17 protein-coding genes are annotated in these 16,684 nt (G+C 56.0%); 5 read left to right on the top strand and 12 right to left on the bottom strand.

Features of this window, described 5'->3' with window-relative positions:
- Nucleotides 1-136: 136 nt before the first annotated feature.
- The 3 genes from ACOT0L_RS16525 to ACOT0L_RS16515 all read left to right on the top strand — a co-directional run bounded on the left by ACOT0L_RS16525 (nt 137) and on the right by ACOT0L_RS16515 (nt 3,359).
- Entirely contained in the window at nt 137-1,126 is a 990-nt protein-coding gene (locus ACOT0L_RS16525) for a sulfate ABC transporter substrate-binding protein (RefSeq protein WP_126503573.1), read from the top strand.
- Nucleotides 1,127-1,237: 111 nt separating this feature from the next.
- Nucleotides 1,238-1,981 carry a CDP-diacylglycerol diphosphatase gene (locus ACOT0L_RS16520; RefSeq protein WP_185817713.1) on the top strand — a complete coding sequence of 248 codons (744 nt, stop codon included), beginning with the start codon at nt 1,238-1,240 and terminating at the stop codon, nt 1,979-1,981.
- Between the two features lie 73 nt (nt 1,982-2,054).
- A complete protein-coding gene (locus ACOT0L_RS16515; RefSeq protein ID WP_032103451.1) occupies nt 2,055-3,359 on the top strand; it encodes an SLC13 family permease in 1,305 nt (434 codons plus the stop codon).
- 47 nt (nt 3,360-3,406) lie between these two features.
- Here ACOT0L_RS16515 and tpiA read toward each other — a convergent pair whose 3' ends face one another.
- Both tpiA and ACOT0L_RS16505 read right to left on the bottom strand, forming a co-directional pair.
- Complete coding sequence (gene tpiA / locus ACOT0L_RS16510; RefSeq protein WP_003862019.1) at nt 3,407-4,174, bottom strand: triose-phosphate isomerase; 768 nt, start codon at nt 4,172-4,174, stop codon at nt 3,407-3,409.
- Between the two features lie 111 nt (nt 4,175-4,285).
- On the bottom strand, nt 4,286-4,882 hold the full coding sequence (locus ACOT0L_RS16505) for a DUF1454 family protein (RefSeq protein ID WP_022649805.1): 597 nt from the start codon (nt 4,880-4,882) through the stop codon (nt 4,286-4,288).
- Between the two features lie 112 nt (nt 4,883-4,994).
- On the opposite strand from ACOT0L_RS16505, the gene ACOT0L_RS16500 reads away from it, so the two are divergent.
- Nucleotides 4,995-5,414, top strand: coding sequence for a DUF805 domain-containing protein (locus tag ACOT0L_RS16500; protein WP_022649804.1), 420 nt, complete (start codon nt 4,995-4,997; stop codon nt 5,412-5,414).
- Here the strand turns inward: ACOT0L_RS16500 and fpr are convergent, their stop codons facing one another.
- From fpr to ACOT0L_RS16480, 4 genes are all read right to left on the bottom strand, one after another.
- Nucleotides 5,415-6,161 (bottom strand): ferredoxin--NADP(+) reductase, encoded by a 747-nt coding sequence (gene fpr / locus ACOT0L_RS16495; RefSeq protein ID WP_022649803.1) that lies wholly within the window; start codon nt 6,159-6,161, stop codon nt 5,415-5,417.
- A gap of 96 nt (nt 6,162-6,257) precedes the next feature.
- Nucleotides 6,258-7,268, bottom strand: coding sequence for a class II fructose-bisphosphatase (glpX, locus tag ACOT0L_RS16490; protein WP_023307187.1), 1,011 nt, complete (start codon nt 7,266-7,268; stop codon nt 6,258-6,260).
- 170 nt (nt 7,269-7,438) lie between these two features.
- Nucleotides 7,439-8,947, bottom strand: coding sequence for a glycerol kinase GlpK (glpK, locus tag ACOT0L_RS16485; protein ID WP_022649801.1), 1,509 nt, complete (start codon nt 8,945-8,947; stop codon nt 7,439-7,441).
- Between the two features lie 21 nt (nt 8,948-8,968).
- Nucleotides 8,969-9,814, bottom strand: coding sequence for an MIP/aquaporin family protein (locus tag ACOT0L_RS16480; RefSeq protein ID WP_022649800.1), 846 nt, complete (start codon nt 9,812-9,814; stop codon nt 8,969-8,971).
- 400 nt (nt 9,815-10,214) lie between these two features.
- On the opposite strand from ACOT0L_RS16480, the gene zapB reads away from it, so the two are divergent.
- Nucleotides 10,215-10,454 carry a septal ring assembly protein ZapB gene (gene zapB / locus ACOT0L_RS16475; RefSeq protein ID WP_022649799.1) on the top strand — a complete coding sequence of 80 codons (240 nt, stop codon included), beginning with the start codon at nt 10,215-10,217 and terminating at the stop codon, nt 10,452-10,454.
- A gap of 583 nt (nt 10,455-11,037) precedes the next feature.
- Here the strand turns inward: zapB and rraA are convergent.
- From rraA to cytR, 6 genes are all read right to left on the bottom strand, one after another.
- Nucleotides 11,038-11,523 carry a ribonuclease E activity regulator RraA gene (rraA, locus tag ACOT0L_RS16470; RefSeq protein ID WP_015569946.1) on the bottom strand — a complete coding sequence of 162 codons (486 nt, stop codon included), beginning with the start codon at nt 11,521-11,523 and terminating at the stop codon, nt 11,038-11,040.
- 92 nt (nt 11,524-11,615) lie between these two features.
- Entirely contained in the window at nt 11,616-12,542 is a 927-nt protein-coding gene (gene menA / locus ACOT0L_RS16465; RefSeq protein WP_088581795.1) for a 1,4-dihydroxy-2-naphthoate polyprenyltransferase, read from the bottom strand.
- 62 nt (nt 12,543-12,604) lie between these two features.
- Nucleotides 12,605-13,939: an HslU--HslV peptidase ATPase subunit gene (hslU, locus tag ACOT0L_RS16460; RefSeq protein WP_022649796.1), complete on the bottom strand. Its 1,335-nt coding sequence runs from the start codon at nt 13,937-13,939 to the stop codon at nt 12,605-12,607.
- A 9-nt stretch (nt 13,940-13,948) separates the two neighbouring features.
- Nucleotides 13,949-14,479, bottom strand: coding sequence for an ATP-dependent protease subunit HslV (gene hslV / locus ACOT0L_RS16455; protein WP_022649795.1), 531 nt, complete (start codon nt 14,477-14,479; stop codon nt 13,949-13,951).
- 94 nt (nt 14,480-14,573) lie between these two features.
- The gene (gene ftsN / locus ACOT0L_RS16450; RefSeq protein ID WP_017383099.1) at nt 14,574-15,542 is read right to left on the bottom strand and encodes a cell division protein FtsN; all 969 of its coding nucleotides are present in this window, start codon (nt 15,540-15,542) and stop codon (nt 14,574-14,576) included.
- 92 nt (nt 15,543-15,634) lie between these two features.
- Nucleotides 15,635-16,660 carry a DNA-binding transcriptional regulator CytR gene (gene cytR, locus ACOT0L_RS16445; RefSeq protein ID WP_022649794.1) on the bottom strand — a complete coding sequence of 342 codons (1,026 nt, stop codon included), beginning with the start codon at nt 16,658-16,660 and terminating at the stop codon, nt 15,635-15,637.
- Nucleotides 16,661-16,684: the final 24 nt, after the last annotated feature.

Here is a 16,684-nt window from a genome sequence, read left to right as displayed (position 1 = left end):
AGCCGCCACCCGGCTTTATTGTGCCCATCCTTTTTTTATTCCTCCACGTTATAGCCAATCTTTTTTTATTCTTTAATCATCGGTTAGCTTTCTGGCACGCTGCATTCATCAAAACACTACACAAGAGAGCCGGGCGATGAATAAATGGGGCGTGGGGTTAACATTATTGCTGGCATCGACCAGCGTTCTGGCAAAGGACATTCAGTTACTGAACGTGTCGTACGATCCGACGCGTGAACTGTACGACCAGTACAACAAAGCTTTTGCGGCGCACTGGAAACAGGAAACCGGCGATAACGTGGTGGTTCGCCAGTCTCACGGCGGTTCAGGTAAGCAGGCGACATCGGTGATCAACGGCATTGAAGCCGATGTGGTTACCCTGGCGCTGGCTTATGACGTAGACGCGATCGCGGAGCGTGGCCGTATCGACAAAAACTGGATCAAGCGCCTGCCGGACAACTCTGCGCCATACACCTCGACCATTGTCTTCCTGGTGCGCAAAGGCAACCCGAAACAGATTAAAGACTGGAACGACCTGATTAAGCCGGGCGTGTCTGTCATCACGCCGAACCCGAAAAGCTCCGGCGGCGCACGCTGGAACTACCTGGCGGCCTGGGGCTACGCCCTGCACCACAACAACGGTGACCAGGCTAAAGCGCAGGAATTCGTGAAAGCGCTGTTTAAAAATGTCGAAGTGCTGGACTCCGGCGCGCGCGGCGCAACTAACACCTTCGTCGAGCGCGGTATCGGCGACGTGCTGATTGCCTGGGAAAACGAAGCCCTGCTGGCGACCAACGAGCTGGGTAAAGACAAATTCGAGATTGTGACCCCGAGCGAATCCATCCTGGCTGAGCCGACCGTCTCCGTCGTCGATAAGGTTGTTGATAAGAAGGGCACCAAAGCGGTGGCGGAAGCCTACCTGAAGTACCTCTACTCACCGGAAGGGCAGGAAATTGCGGCGAAAAACTTCTACCGCCCGCGCGATGAGGCCATCGCGAAGAAATACGAAAACGCCTTCCCGAAACTGAAGCTGTTCACTATTGATGAGGTTTTTGGCGGCTGGACCAAAGCGCAGAAAGAGCACTTCTCTAACGGCGGCACCTTCGACCAGATCAGCAAGCGCTAAGCGTTTTACAAAGAACGACACGGTAACCCGGTGTGAGAAATCCGCCGGGTTTTTTATTTGGTCATCATTTTGCGTTACTCTTTTGCCTCTATTGAAAACAGGGAACGCGTTGTGAAAAAAATTATCTTACTGATTCTGATCGTTATCGCCCTTGCCGCAGGCGGCGTGTACTGGATGAAAGCGGGTAATCCGAATGCGTTGCGTCATATCGTTCTCGACCAGTGTGTGCCCAACCAGCTGCATAACCGTAACCCGGCACCGTGTGCGCAGGTGAAGCCAGATGCGGGCTACGTGGTGTTCAAGGACCGCAACGGACCGCTGCAATACCTGCTGATGCCCACGTACCGTATCAACGGCACCGAAAGCCCGCTGCTGACTGAGCCGCAGACACCGAATTTCTTCTGGCTGGCATGGCAGTCTCGTCATTTTATGAGCATGAAACGGGGAGCCGACGTGCCTGACAGCGCCGTTTCGCTGACCATCAACTCCCCGACCGGGCGCACGCAGAACCATTTTCATATCCACATCTCCTGCCTGCGCCCGGACGTGCGCGAGAAGCTGAATGCGTCGCAGGGGCAAATCAGCACCCAGTGGCTACCGCTTCCGGGCGGGCTGGAAGGGCATAAGTACCTTGCCCGTCGGGTGACGGAGAACGAACTGGTGCAGCGCAGCCCGTTTATGATGCTGGCGGAAGAGCTGCCGGAAGCGCGCGACCATATGGGACGCTTCGCGCTGGCGATGGCGCAGCAGTCAGACGGCTCGTTTGTATTGCTGGCGACAGAGCGTAACCTGCTTACCTTTAACCGCGCGTCGGCTGAGGAATTGCAGGATCATCAATGCGATATCCTGAAGTGACCCCACCATAAATAGCATTTACTCGCCCTGCCTGTCGCCGTAGACTTGCTGAAAAATTCTACAGGAGACAGGTATGTCGCTCTGGTTAACGCATCCTCTGCTGCTTCCCTCGCTGATCGTCGGCGTCACCATCGTGCTGTGGGCGACGTCGCTGTTGCCGGAATTTATCACCGCGCTGCTGTTCTTTACGGCGGCGATGACCGCCAGAATCGCCCCGCCGGAAGTGATCTTTGGCGGCTTCGCTTCATCTGCCTTCTGGCTGGTGTTCAGCGGCTTTGTGCTGGGCGTGGCGATTCGGAAAACCGGCCTGGCGGACAGGGCCGCCCGGGCGCTGTCGGCAAAGCTTACCGACTCCTGGGTGCTGATGGTGGCAAGCGTTGTGCTGCTGAGCTATGCCCTGGCATTCGTGATGCCGTCGAACATGGGACGTATTGCGCTGCTGATGCCGATTGTCGCCGCGATGGCGAAGCGGGCCGGCATTCCTGATGGCTCGCGGGCCTGGTTTGGCCTGGCGCTGGCGGTCGGGTTTGGCACCTTCCAGCTCTCGGCCACTATTTTGCCCGCTAACGTGCCAAACCTGGTGATGAGCGGCGCGGCGGAAGGCTCATACGGTATCCACCTCAACTATGTCCCGTATCTGCTGCTGCACACGCCGGTGCTGGGTATTCTCAAAGGCCTGATTCTGATTGGCCTGATCTGCTGGCTGTTTCCCGGCAACCCAAAACCGGCGAAGGATCTCGCGCCATCGGAACCGATGGGGCGTGACGAAAAACGACTCGCCTGGCTGCTGGCGGTGGTGTTGACGATGTGGGTAACGGAGAGCTGGCACGGCGTGGGCCCAGCGTGGACAGGGCTGGCGGCCTCGGTCATCGTTATGCTGCCGCGCATCGGATTTATCACCGGCGAGGAGTTCTCGGCGGGGGTGAATATGCGCACCTGTATTTACGTCGCGGGTATACTCGGGCTGGCCATTACGGTGACGCAGACCGGTATCGGTGCGGCCGTAGGCGAGGCGTTGCTCCATATCATGCCGCTGGATGCAGACCGCCCGTTTACCAGCTTCCTGGCGCTGACGGGGATCACCACGGCGCTCAACTTCATTATGACCGCCAACGGCGTTCCGGCGCTGTACACCACGCTGGCGCAGAGCTTCTCCGACGCGACCGGCTTCCCGCTGCTGTCGGTGATCATGATTCAGGTGCTGGGGTATTCCACGCCGCTGCTGCCGTATCAGGCGTCGCCGATTGTGGTGGCGATGGGCTTAGGGAAAGTGCCTGCGAAGGCGGGGATGCTGCTCTGCCTGGCGCTGGCGATTGCGACGTATCTGGTACTGCTGCCGCTGGATTATTTGTGGTTTAGCGTATTAGGACGTTTGTAGTGGTTTTGTAGGGCGGGTTAGCGAAGCGCCACCCGCCCCAAAGGCAATTACGCCTGCTTAGCCGCTTCTGCCGCTTTAACGATCACCGCGAAAGCGTCTGCTTTCAGGGATGCGCCGCCAACCAGCGCGCCATCGATGTCTGGCTGGGTGAACAGCTCAGCTGCGTTTGATGCGTTAACGGAACCGCCGTACTGGATGATGACCTGCTCAGCCACTTTCGCGTCTGCTTTTGCAATGTGGTCACGGATGAACTTGTGCACCGCCTGTGCCTGCGCTGGAGTTGCAGATTTGCCGGTACCGATCGCCCAGACTGGCTCGTAAGCGATAACCGCGCCTTCGAACGCTGCCGCGCCCTGGGTTTTCAGCACAGCGTCGATCTGACGTGCGCACACTTCTTCGGTTTTACCCGCTTCGTTTTCTGCTTCGGTTTCACCGATGCACAGAACCGGGATCAGACCCTGCTCTTTCAGCACAGCGAATTTCTTCGCGATGAACTCGTCAGATTCTTTGTGGTAGGTGCGACGCTCAGAGTGGCCGATGATGATGTATTTCGCGCCGATGTCTTTCAGCATTTCAGCGGAGGTTTCACCGGTAAACGCGCCAGACAGGTTAACGTCAACGTTCTGCGCGCCCAGAATGATGTGGCTGCCGTCAGCGGCACGTTTAGCCAGATCCAGGTACATATCCGGCGGAGCGATAGCAACCGCGCAGCCGGTCACGCCAGCCAGCTCTTTACGCAGGTTAGCAACCAGTTCGTTTACCATGTGGCGGCTGCCGTTCAGTTTCCAGTTACCCATCACTAAAGGATGTCGCATTTCAATTCTCCACGCTCAATAAGCGAATTAAGGAATATGGCCACCCTTAAGGGCAGCATGGTCTGTGAATCAGTATAGAGATTTTCCCTCGAAAGGCTTTGCTTTTTGTCATTAATTCGCCCCCTCGAGTGCGTCTGATAGGGCCAGCTTAATCGGTTCAACCGCGAAGGTCAGCCCCTTTTCGCCGTTATCTGCGACGACATAGCGAACGGCACCTTCCGTATCGGCGTAATAGCGTTTGTTTTTCCCGGCGGTAAGCAGTTTTTGCAGCTTTTGCTGGCTTTGCGCTTTCGTGAAGGTGGGAGTAAAGGCGCGCAGAATAGCGCTCATATACTCCAGCGCTTTCGCTTTCGCCGCTTTCTGCTCTGGGCCCTGAATCGGCAGCCAGGTGATCTGCATGCTTTTGATTTTTAACGTTCCGCGCTCAAGGGCAGTGGAAGCATATAGATTCTCGTTAATTTTGCTGGCAGCGCGGGTCAGGGTTGGCGTATCGCGGGCACCGTCAATCGCACGGAACTCCCCCAGCGCAAGCGAGGGGTTTTCTTTATTGAAGGCTTCGCGGAACTGGCTGATAGATTGATCGAAAGAGGGGGCGCCCGCCAGAAGGTAGGGGGCGGTGACCGGGGAAGCCGGTTCCGCGGCGTGCAGAGAAAAACTGGCGCTCAGCATCGCTAAACACAAATAAAGAGAGTGTGCCGAACTTTTCATCAACATTGCCCCTGGCCGTTATTGCCCATGATTAAAACGATATCTGGTCGGCTTGTCAAAAGGTCACAACTCCAGGGTAAAATGCGGGCTAAACAATAATAAGGAACCTTACATGACCATACAGCAGTGGTTGTTTTCATTCAAAGGGCGTATTGGACGCCGTGACTTCTGGATCTGGATGGCAGCGTGGGTTGTCGCCATGCTGCTTCTGTTTTTTGTTGCCTATAACGCCTGGCTGAGCACGCAAACTGCGGCTTTTGCGCTGGTCTGTTTACTGTGGCCAACCGCCGCCGTGGTGGTGAAACGTCTGCACGATCGCGGTCGCTCCGGCGCTTGGGCTTTTCTGATTATTCTGGCGTGGATGCTGGTGGCGGGGAACTGGTCAATGCTGCCCTCCATCCTCCCGTGGGTGGTGGGCAGACTGCTGCCGACGGTTATCTTTGTGATGATGGTTGTCGAACTGGGTGCGTTTATTGGCACCCAGAGCGAGAACAAATACGGAAAAGATACCCTTGAGGTGAAGTACCGCTGATCACCAGTAGTGTTCGGCGGTCATATGGCCCGGTCGGCGGCGAAGGTGTTTCGTCATCTGCCGGGTATCCTTCAGCAGTTGCTGCGTATCGCGCACCATCTGCGGATTACCGCACAGCATCACATGGCTGGTTTCGGTATTCATCGGTAAACCCACCGCCTCTTCCAGCGCGCCGCTTTCAATCAACGCCGGAACGCGGCCGGTTAACGAGCCAGCTGCGGTTTCGCGGCTGACCACCGTCTGAATTTTTAACTTCCCGCCATATCGCTGTTCCAGCGCCTGCATCTGCGGCAAATAGCTCAGGTCTGCGGCGTAGCGCGCGGCGTGGACCAGCACGATATTCTTAAAGCGCTCCAGATCTTTGCCGTACTCCAGGATAGAGAGATACGGGCCGATGGCCGTGCCGGTCGCCAGCATCCAGAGCGTGTCACAGTCGGGGATTTCATCCAGCACGAAGAACCCCGCCGCGTCGGAGACAATCTGCACCTCATCGCCCGGTTTCAGCGCGGCGAGGCGCGGGCTGAGCTTACCGTCCGGGACGGTGACCAGATAGAACTCGAGATCCGGGTTATCAGGCGCGTTAACGTAAGAGTAGGCGCGCTGTACGCGTTCACCGTCGATATCCAGCCCGAGCTTGGCAAACTGCCCGGCGGTAAACGGATGAACGGGAGCGTGCAGCGTGAGGCTAAATAGCGCATCGGTCCAGAACTGTACCTTTGTGACTTTACCTGTTACCCAGTCCGCCATGATCTTCTCCTGTGCTGTTTCTCTCTTCTATCTTCCGTACTTGTGGGAAATATTTCCAGCCCATTCGGGCCGGAAAGCTCTATCGATCAAACGGTTTTACAGAATGTGCGTCTGTACGTCCGGGTCTTTGCGGTCGAGATAATGAATGGACTGAATGCGGCGAATGGTGCGGGATTTGCCGCGGATCAGCAGGGTTTCAGTGGTGGCCATGTTTCCCTTGCGGGTGATGCCATCCAGCAGATCGCCTTTGGTGATGCCGGTTGCGGAGAAGACCACGTTATCGCTGCGAGCCATCTCGTTCAGCGCGAGCACTTTATTGGCCTCGATGCCCATCGCCGCACAGCGCGCCAGTTCGTCTTCACCAATGCGAAGGTTCTCGTCGCTGTCGCCTTTGACCTCATGGCGTGGCAGCAGACGCGCCTGCATATCGCCGTCCAGCGCGCGGATCACTGCCGCAGAGACCACACCTTCCGGCGCGCCGCCGATGCCGTAAAGCACGTCGACCTCGCTGTCCGGCATGCAGGTCAGAATAGAGGCGGCAACGTCGCCATCAGGAATGGCAAATACGCGCACGCCGAGTGCTTGCAGATAAGCGATGGTGGCGTCGTGGCGCGGTTTCGCCAGGATGGTCACGGTGAGTTCGTTGAGCGGTTTACCCAGCGCCGCTGCGATATTGCGCAGGTTGGCATCCAGCGGCAGGCTAAGGTCGATAGCGCCTTTAGCACCAGGACCGACAATCAGTTTTTCCATGTACATATCTGGCGCGTTGAGGAAGCAGCCCTTATCGCCCACCGCCAGCACCGCCAGCGCGTTGGCCTGGCCCATCGCCGTCATGCGCGTGCCTTCGATCGGGTCGACCGCGATATCCACCGCATCGCCTTTGCCCGTCCCGACTTTTTCACCGATGTAGAGCATCGGGGCTTCGTCGATTTCGCCTTCGCCAATGACGATAGTGCCATCGATATTGACCTGATTAAGCACAATGCGCATGGCGTGGACGGCTGCGCCGTCTGCGGTATTTTTGTCGCCACGGCCCAGCCACTTGTAGCCTGCGAGGGCGGCAGCTTCGGTGACGCGGGAAAACTCGATAGCAAGTTCACGTTTCATGAGGTACTCGTACAATCAAAAGGAATTGCACGAAGTTTATCACAGAGTGGGGAGGGGGAGGGGTGGTGCGGTCTGAGCCCCTCACCCCGGCCCTCTCCCCAAAGGGGAGAGGGTGTTTTAAGTCCCCTCGCCCCAAAGGGGAGAGGGTTAGGGTGAGGGGTGAGTCTGTCTTACTCGTCGTGCTCTTCCCATGCCAGGGCACGTTTCACCGCTTTCTTCCAGCCGCTGTAGCGGTAGTTGCGCTCGGTGGTTTCGATGCCTGGACGGAATTCGCGTTCGATCACCGCTTTTTCCTGAAGCTCGTCGAGGTTTTGCCAGAAGCCAACCGCCAGACCTGCCAGATACGCCGCGCCCAGCGCCGTCACTTCTCGCACCTCAGGACGTTCAACGCGGGTACCCAGAATGTCGGACTGGAACTGCATCAGGAAGTTGTTGGCTACCGCACCGCCGTCCACGCGCAGGGCGTGCAGACGAATGCCGGAGTCCGCCTGCATCGCTTCCAGCACGTCGCGCGTCTGGTAGGCGATGGATTCCAGGGTCGCACGAATAATGTGGTTTGAGTTCACACCGCGCGTCAGGCCGAAAATCGCGCCGCGGGCGTACGGATCCCAGTACGGTGCGCCCAGACCGGTAAACGCTGGCACCACGTATACGCCGTTGGTGTCTTTCACTTTGGTCGCGAAGTATTCGGAGTCAAACGCATCGCTGATCAGCTTCATCTCGTCGCGCAGCCACTGAATGGAGGCACCCGCCATGAATACCGCCCCTTCCAGGGCATAGTTCACTTCACCGCGTGGGCCGCAGGCGATGGTGGTCAGCAGACCGTTTTCTGATTTCACCGCTTTCTCGCCGGTGTTCATGAGCATAAAGCAGCCGGTGCCGTAAGTGTTCTTCGCCATCCCTTCCTTGACGCACAGCTGGCCGAACAGCGCCGCCTGCTGGTCACCGGCAATACCGGCGATAGGAATACGGGTGCCGCCTTTACCGCCGATGTTGGTCTGGCCGTATACTTCTGAAGATTTGCGCACGTCTGGCAGCATCGCACGCGGAATGTCCAGCGCGTCCAGCATCTTGTCATCCCACTCCAGAGTGTTGATGTTGAACAGCATGGTGCGCGAGGCGTTGGTGTAGTCGGTGACGTGAACGCGTCCCTGAGTCATCTTCCAGATAAGCCAGGTATCGACGGTGCCAAACAGCAGCTCGCCGCGTCGTGCACGCTCGCGTGAACCTTCCACGTGATCGAGGATCCACTTCACTTTGGTGCCGGAGAAATAGGGGTCAATGACCAGACCGGTTGTACTGCGCACGTACTCTTCCATTCCGTCGCGCTTCAGTTTTTCGCAGATCTCTGAGGTGCGGCGGCACTGCCAGACAATGGCGTTGTAGATGGGCTTACCGGTTTCGCGCTCCCAGACAACGGTGGTTTCACGCTGGTTGGTGATACCGATAGCGGCAATCTCGTCAGAACTGATGTCGGCTTTCGCCAGCACTTCCACCAGCGTGGAGCTTTGTGACGCCCAGATCTCCATCGGGTCGTGTTCAACCCAGCCTGGACGCGGATAGATTTGCTCAAATTCGCGTTGAGACACGCTGACAATGTTCGCGTCATGATCCATTACGACAGCGCGGGAGCTGGTAGTGCCCTGGTCGAGCGCAACGATATATTTTTTTTCGGTCATGGTATGTGTCCCGTAGTCAGATTACAGCGAAGCTTTTTGTTGTGTGGTGGAAGTCGACTCTTTTTCCTCTTCCACACAGGTGTCGCACGGTAAGTGGCGACCAATTAATTTGCGATAGCCGAATGCGCCCAGCGCCGCCCCTACGATTGGCCCGAACAGCGGAACCAGGAAGTAAGGAATGTCTTTGCCGCCGGTAAAGGCGACATCGCCCCATCCTGCAAAGAAGGCGAAGGTTTTTGGACCCAGGTCACGCGCCGGATTCATCGCAAAGCCGGTCAGCGGACCCATTGATGCGCCAATTACCGCAATCAGAAGGCCAATCAAAAGTGGTGCCAGCGGGCCGCGCGGAATGCCGTTTCCGTCGTCGCCCAGCGCCATAATGACGCCCATCAGAATAGCGGTAATCACCATTTCAACTGCGAACGCCTGCACAAAATTAATATGCGGATTCGGATACGTTGAGAAAATGCCTGCCAGATCCAGACTTTCGACACTGCCACGCACCATATGATGCGTCTGTTCGAAGTCGGTGAAAAGATTGTAATAAAGCCCGTAAACTAACGCCGCTGCGCAAAAGGCGCCGGCAAATTGTGAAATGATGAAAGGGACAACTTTGCGTCCGTCAAAGCACGCGAATAGCCACAACGCGATGGTCACCGCCGGGTTAAGATGTGCGCCGGAAACCCCTGCGGTCAGGTAGATGGCCATCGCCACGCCCAAACCCCAGATAATACTGATTTCCCACTGACCAAAACTGGCACCTGCCACTTTCAGTGCAGCGACACAGCCTACTCCGAAGAATATCAACAACCCGGTACCCAGGAACTCGGCAATGCACTGGCCTTTTAAGGTTGATGTCTGACTCATAATCGGAATCCTGCAAAAGAGTAATGTTTATTGTTTGCGTGACCGCCCGTGACAGCCACGATGCCCTGTAGACATAGTGTTAATTTATCGTTAACGAGCACAAACGAGAAATATCGAAATCAAAATGTGTGGTCTGTGTCAATAAAATGAGCGTTTTCGCGCCATAAAGCGCGTTTTTGCACCAACGGTATAATGTGAGCTGAATCATTTCATTAACTAAAGAGTTAACAATTTAGGGGTATATGCCGCGAACGCACCAGGACCAGACCTAAAAGTGTTGCAAACCGCGATCTGCGCGGTGTGTCGCTGGACACAGAGCGCCGCGCTCCATACAATCGACGGTATATGTCGTGCGCGTTTACGTTAAAGCGTCGCCTTGCAATTCAGGAGAGGTAGCATCATGTCTTTAGAAGTGTTTGAGAAACTGGAATCGAAAGTACAGCAGGCGATCGACACCATCACCCTGCTGCAGATGGAAATTGAAGAGCTGAAAGAGAAAAACAACTCCCTGTCCCAGGAAGTTCAGAATGCTCAGCACAGCCGTGAAGAACTGGAGCGCGAAAACAACCAGCTGCGCGAACAGCAGAACGGCTGGCAGGATCGCCTGCAGGCACTGCTGGGACGTATGGAAGAAGTTTAATTCCGGTGGGGTTAACTGATTAGGCCGGGTAAGGCGAAGCCGCCACCCGGCTTTTTTATGGTTTTCGCTAACCGATATCAAACCATAAAAAAGGCCGCCTGAGGCGGCCTTAACGCTACTTGTCCTGCGCTGTCGTAGCAAAAGCAACAAACCCAACAGGTTCATCGCTCTTTACAACGAGTACGCTGGCGACAATGAACGCGATACATAAATAGCGTTTCATTATGCGGTCCCTGCAGCTAACCGCTCCACCGTTCACCACCGGTGATAAGTCGGTGGACACAAGCCCGGTTAAAGGTTGCTTTACGGTTGTGAATACACCTTTCCCTTGACCGATGCCCATTTGCGAGATGGCGGAAAGGGACACAGCATCATAATGAGCAACAGCTGCGGAGTTAAGGTTTCCACACATAATTAGGAATTCATAAAGGGTCGACAGGGGTTACCTGAGGAATGAATCAGGGTAAGATAAAAATCCTGGTTAAAGGTTGCAATATCACCCAACGGACCGCGAATCCCGAGGGACAAAAAAACCGCCACATTGCTGTTGGCGGTTTTTTTATGCATCTCGCTTACCGATTAACTACTCAATATCCAGCGCATCCTCAGAAAGGATAATGCCGGTATTGTCAGCATAAAGGTGGTCGCCCGAGAAGAAGGTCACGCCGCCGAAATTGACGCGCACGTCGCTTTCGCCGATGCCGTCGCCCGCTGCGCCTACCGGTATGGCCGCGATGGCCTGAATCCCGATATCCAGGTCTTCGAGATCGTCCACCTGACGCACGGAACCGTACACCACAATGCCTTCCCACTCGTTCTGGACGGCAATTCCCGCCAGTTCAGCATCAATCAATGCACGGCGCACGGAACCGCCGCCGTCGACCACCAGAACGCGGCCACGGCCGTTCTCTTCGAGCAGATCGTACAGCAACCCGTTGTCCTCGAAACATTTCACCGTGATGATTTGCCCGCCAAACGACGACCGTCCACCAAAGTTGGAGAACAGGGGTTCAACGACGTTGACATCTTCCTGGTAGATGTCACAAAGCTCGGAGGTATCGTATTTCATAGGTTTAACGCTCTGTTGCTGCGAATGTGTTCAGTATATCGTGCGAAATGCCTTGTTGGCAAAATCATCAATTGTTAATTGATATTTGTCAGCTAACTCAGCGTCTGGCTTAAGACAATCCCGATGACGAACAGCAGGTTAGTCAGCAACGCGCCTTTTACCGTGCGCTCCAGCATCGGCGGCATGGCAGCCGGGCTGAGTTCACGCATGACATAGCGGGCCTGCTTAACCAGCAGCGGTGCGGCGAGCACAAACAGCCAGCCCCACAGGCTGTGCAGAGAGATCAGATTGAACAGCGCCAGGCAGACCAGCGCGCCGATGAGCAGGCAGGCGTGATAGCGGCGGGCATTCACCGGGCCCAGACGCACGGCCAGCGTGTTCTTACCGTTCTCACGGTCGCTGTCGATGTCGCGCAGGTTATTGATATTCAGCACCGCCGTCGCCAGCAGACCGCAGGCGGTCGCGGGCAGGAACAGGGCGGGGATCACCGTATGCGCCTGCAAGTACCAGCTTCCCATGACGCTCAGCCAGCCGAAGAACACCAGTACGGAGATGTCGCCCAGACCAATATACCCGTAAGGACGCGTCCCGACGGTATAGGTAATTGCTGCAATAATGGCGAGCAAGCCCAGCACCAGGAAGCCAATGAAATCGCTGGTGGTTTTCGAGGCGACCGTCACCAGCGCCAGGCCGGACAGGCAAATCAACACCACGGTGATAATCAGCGCCCGCTTCATCTGTGCCTGGGTAATCACCCCTTTTTGCATCCCGCGCAGCGGCCCGATACGATCAGGTTTATCGCTGCCTTTTACCGCATCGCCGTAATCATTGGCGAGATTAGAGAGGATTTGCAGTAGCCCGGCGGTGACAAGCGCCAGACCAGCCACCAGGGGATCGAAATGCCCCTGCCACCAGGCAAGTGCGGTACCGACGATAATGGCGGCAAAAGCCAGAGGAAGCGTTTTTGGACGCAGACTTTCGAGCCACGCCTGCGTACGGCTGATATCAGTCATAGTTATTTAGCCAATAAAAATGGGGGCCATAGCCCCCATCAACAGTGATGAAAATGCATTGAACGCGATTATAGAATAAAACGGCTCAGATCTTCATCTGCCACTAACGCATCCAGGTGTTTGCCCACATACTCTGCGTCAATGGTAATGGTTTGACCGTTAAGGTCGCTCGCATCGTAAGAGATATCTTCCACCAGGCGTTCCAGCACGGTGTGCAGACGACGCGCACCGATGTTTTCGGTGGTTTCGTTGACCTGCCATGCGGCCTGAGCGATGCGTTTGATCCCATCGTCGGTGAACTCGATATTCACGCCTTCGGTCGCCATCAGCGCTTTGTACTGTACGGTCACAGAAGCGTTTGGCTCAGTCAGGATACGTTCGAAATCTTCAGTGGTCAGCGCCTGCAGCTCAACGCGGATTGGCAGACGACCCTGCAGTTCCGGAATGAGATCGGATGGGCTGGCAACCTGAAACGCACCTGACGCGATAAACAGAATGTGGTCAGTTTTCACCATGCCGTGCTTGGTAGAGACGGTGCAACCTTCCACCAGCGGCAGCAGGTCGCGCTGAACGCCTTCGCGGGAAACATCCGGGCCGGAGCTGTTGCCGCCGCGCTTACAGATTTTGTCGATTTCGTCGATAAACACGATACCGTGCTGCTCAACCGCGTCGATAGCGTCCTGTTTCAGCTCTTCCGGGTTAACCAGCTTCGCGGCTTCTTCTTCAATCAGCAGCTTCATCGCGTCTTTGATTTTCAGCTTACGCGCTTTCTGTTTCTGCCCGCCCAGGTTCTGGAACATGGACTGCAACTGGCTGGTCATCTCTTCCATGCCCGGAGGGGCCATGATTTCAACGCCCATTGGCGCGGCAGCGAGATCGATCTCAATCTCTTTGTCGTCCAGCTCGCCTTCGCGCAATTTTTTGCGGAATGCCTGACGCGCAGCAGAAGGTTCAGGCTGCTGTTCAGCCTGTCCCCAGTTATTTTTTGCCGGTGGGATCAGCACGTCGAGAATACGCTCTTCGGCCATCTCTTCGGCGCGATAGCGGTTTTTCTCAATCGCCTGGACACGCACCATCTTAATCGCTGAATCGGTCAGATCGCGGATGATGGAGTCCACTTCTTTACCCACATAGCCCACTTCGGTGAACTTGGTGGCTTCAACTTTGATGAACGGCGCGTTAGCCAGTTTGGCCAGACGACGGGCGATTTCGGTTTTACCCACCCCGGTCGGGCCGATCATCAGAATATTTTTTGGCGTCACTTCATGGCGGAGCTCTTCGTCGAGCTGCATGCGACGCCAGCGGTTACGTAGTGCGATAGCCACGGAGCGCTTGGCGTTGTCCTGGCCGATAATGTGTTTGTTCAGTTCGCTGACAATTTCGCGTGGGGTCATTTCAGACATGGGCGATCCTTACGCTTTGGAGGTCAATTCTTCGATGGTGTGATTGTGGTTGGTATAGATGCAGATATCACCTGCAATATCCAACGCTTTCACCGCGATATCGCGCGCGTTCATGTCGGTATTTTCCAACAGCGCACGGGCTGCGGCCTGGGCGTACGGGCCGCCAGAGCCGATGGCAATCAGGTCGTTTTCAGGCTGAACCACGTCGCCGTTACCGGTGATGATCAGCGAGGCGTTTTCGTCAGCCACGGCCAGCAGTGCTTCGAGCTTGCGCAGCATGCGGTCGGTACGCCAGTCTTTTGCCAGCTCAACGGCGGCTTTCACCAGATGACCCTGATGCATTTCCAGTTTGCGTTCAAACAGTTCAAACAGCGTGAAGGCATCAGCCGTGCCGCCTGCGAAACCGGCGATCACTTTGTCGTTATAAAGACGACGTACTTTCTTCACGTTGCCTTTCATGACGGTATTACCCAGCGTGGCCTGGCCATCACCGGCAATTACCACCTGGCCGTTACGGCGTACACTTACTATTGTTGTCACGAGCAGACCCCCTGGTTACAGATTCGGGAAACAGAAGCCCTGAGCCTGTGCTCAGGGCTGAATTAAATGATAGATGGGGGGGATTTTGGGGGTTTCAACCCCCGGAGGCGAGTCGAATGCAGTTTGTGTGGCCAGCCACTTTCAAACGGGAAATGGTGCCGTCTGCGTTTTCTTTGCCTTTGACCGGTCCAATCACCACGCGATTCCAGCCGTTATTGGTGGTAATGCGTGAGTCAAATCCTTCAAATGCCAGCTGAGCTCGCACCGTTTCTGCCTGCTCAGCGCCTTTAAACGAACCGCACTGAACCATCCAGCGGCGTTCATCTTTTTTCTCAGCCGTCTGCTTTGGTGCCTCGGTCTCTTTAGTGACCGGCGCAGCCTGCTGCGTTTTTGGCTGTTGCGCAGTGGTATGTGCAGGCGTCTGCAACAGATCCTGATACGGCTGTGCTGTTTGCTTCTGCGGCTGGGCTTTCGGCTGCTGCTGAACAGGCTGCGTTTGTACAGTACGCGTCTGCTGCTGCGGTTGTGTACGCGGCTGTTGTACCGGCTGCGTCTGCGTCCACTGCTGCTGTTGCGTTTGCTGCTGTGCCTGACGCTGGCGCTGCAACGTTTGCTGACGCTGCGCCGGGGTTTGTTCGTTCCACGGTACTTCGTTCAACTGCGTAGGCTGCTGGCGCATGTCCGCCTGCATCTGAGCGAGCAACTGGCGCTGTTCGTCCGTCAGCTGATCGGCATTCTTCACTTCACCCCCGGCAGAAGGCTCGGTAGGCGCACGTACGCCAGGCTGGCGGCTTTCCAGCTCTTTAATGTAGCGCCAGCGCTCTTCAGGCTTCGGAGGAAGGCCGTTGCCGACGACCTTGTTACCCTGAAGGGCTTCAGACTCTTCTTTTTTATGATGCGTAATGAAGTAGAGGCCGCCAATAAAGGCCACCAGCACAGCCGCAGCAATGGCGACCATGGCTGGGGAGACAGCAGACAGGCTACGTTGCTTGCTTTTTGAACTACTCTTTTTGCGTCGCGAAGGTGCCGGCTGGCCGCGACGTACATAATCTCGTTGTGCCACTATCGTTTCGCTGTATTTATTCGTTCGTCAGCCCGCCATGTTACTTAAGCGACGGGGCTTTGACCAGATAAGGGTGTCGAAAGGTATTTACTTTAAGTTAATGCCTGGGTAGAGCCGCGCACAATCAGCTCACAATCCAGTAGTCGTGACCCACTGCTAACTGTTTGACCGTGCAGCTGATCCAGCAAAAGCAGCATCGCTTCCCGGCCAATGTCATACCGCGGCTGCGAAACAGTCGAAAGCGGCGGATCGCAAAACTCCGAAAGCGAAATATTATCAAAACCGATTATCGACAGGTCCTTTGGCACGCGCAGGCCGTGACGTTTGGCGTAGGATAACGCCCCCAGCGCCATCACGTCGCTGTGGCAGAAGACCGCGGTAGGCGGTTCTGGCAAGGCAAGCAATTTTTCCAGCGCCTGCCCGCCCGCTTCAAAGGTGAAATCACCGCGCGCAATGTAGTGCGGATCGACAACAGCCCCGGTACGGCGAAGCGCCTGAACGTAGCCCTGCAACCGGTAATGACACAGCGGCATCTCTTCTGGTCCGGCAATACAACCGATACGCTTATGCCCCAGCTCCTGAAGATAGTTCACGGCGTTGAACGCGGCGGTGAGGTTATCGATATGAACGGTCGGCAGCTCCAGCTCCGGCGCGAATTCGTTCGCCATGACCATTGGCGGTAAATTGCGCTGTTCTTCAATGCTGGCATCAAACGGCAGGCGTGAGCCAAGCAGCAGCATGCCATCAATCTGCTTGGTGATGATCAGGTCGATGAACGTTTTTTCCTGCTGGTTCTGGTGGGCACAATCACCAATCAGCACCAGATAGCCCTGGGCGGCGGCCGTGACCTCAATGCCGCGGATGATTTCGCTGAAGAAGGGATCGCAGATGTCCGGCACGATCACCAGGATGGTGCGGGATTCGTTGCGTTTAACGTTGCGCCCCATGGCTTGCGGGAAATAACCGACCTCAAGCGCCGCCTTTTCAACCCGGTTTCGGGTCGCCTGGGAGACTTTGTCAGGGTTCATCAATGCGCGGGACACGGTTGCTGTTGAGACTTGTGCTTTCTCGGCAACGTCTTTCATGGTCGCCGAGGCAACCTCTTTCCTGGACTTCAACGTCTTCTCCTCGCCTGAACACCG

It is taken from the genome of Enterobacter cloacae complex sp. XAL002 (genome assembly GCF_049236805.1).
GTDB lineage: Bacteria > Pseudomonadota > Gammaproteobacteria > Enterobacterales > Enterobacteriaceae > Enterobacter > Enterobacter intestinihominis.
The sequence above is the reverse complement of the archived record's forward strand: the minus strand, read 5'-3'. Positions and strand labels throughout refer to the sequence as shown.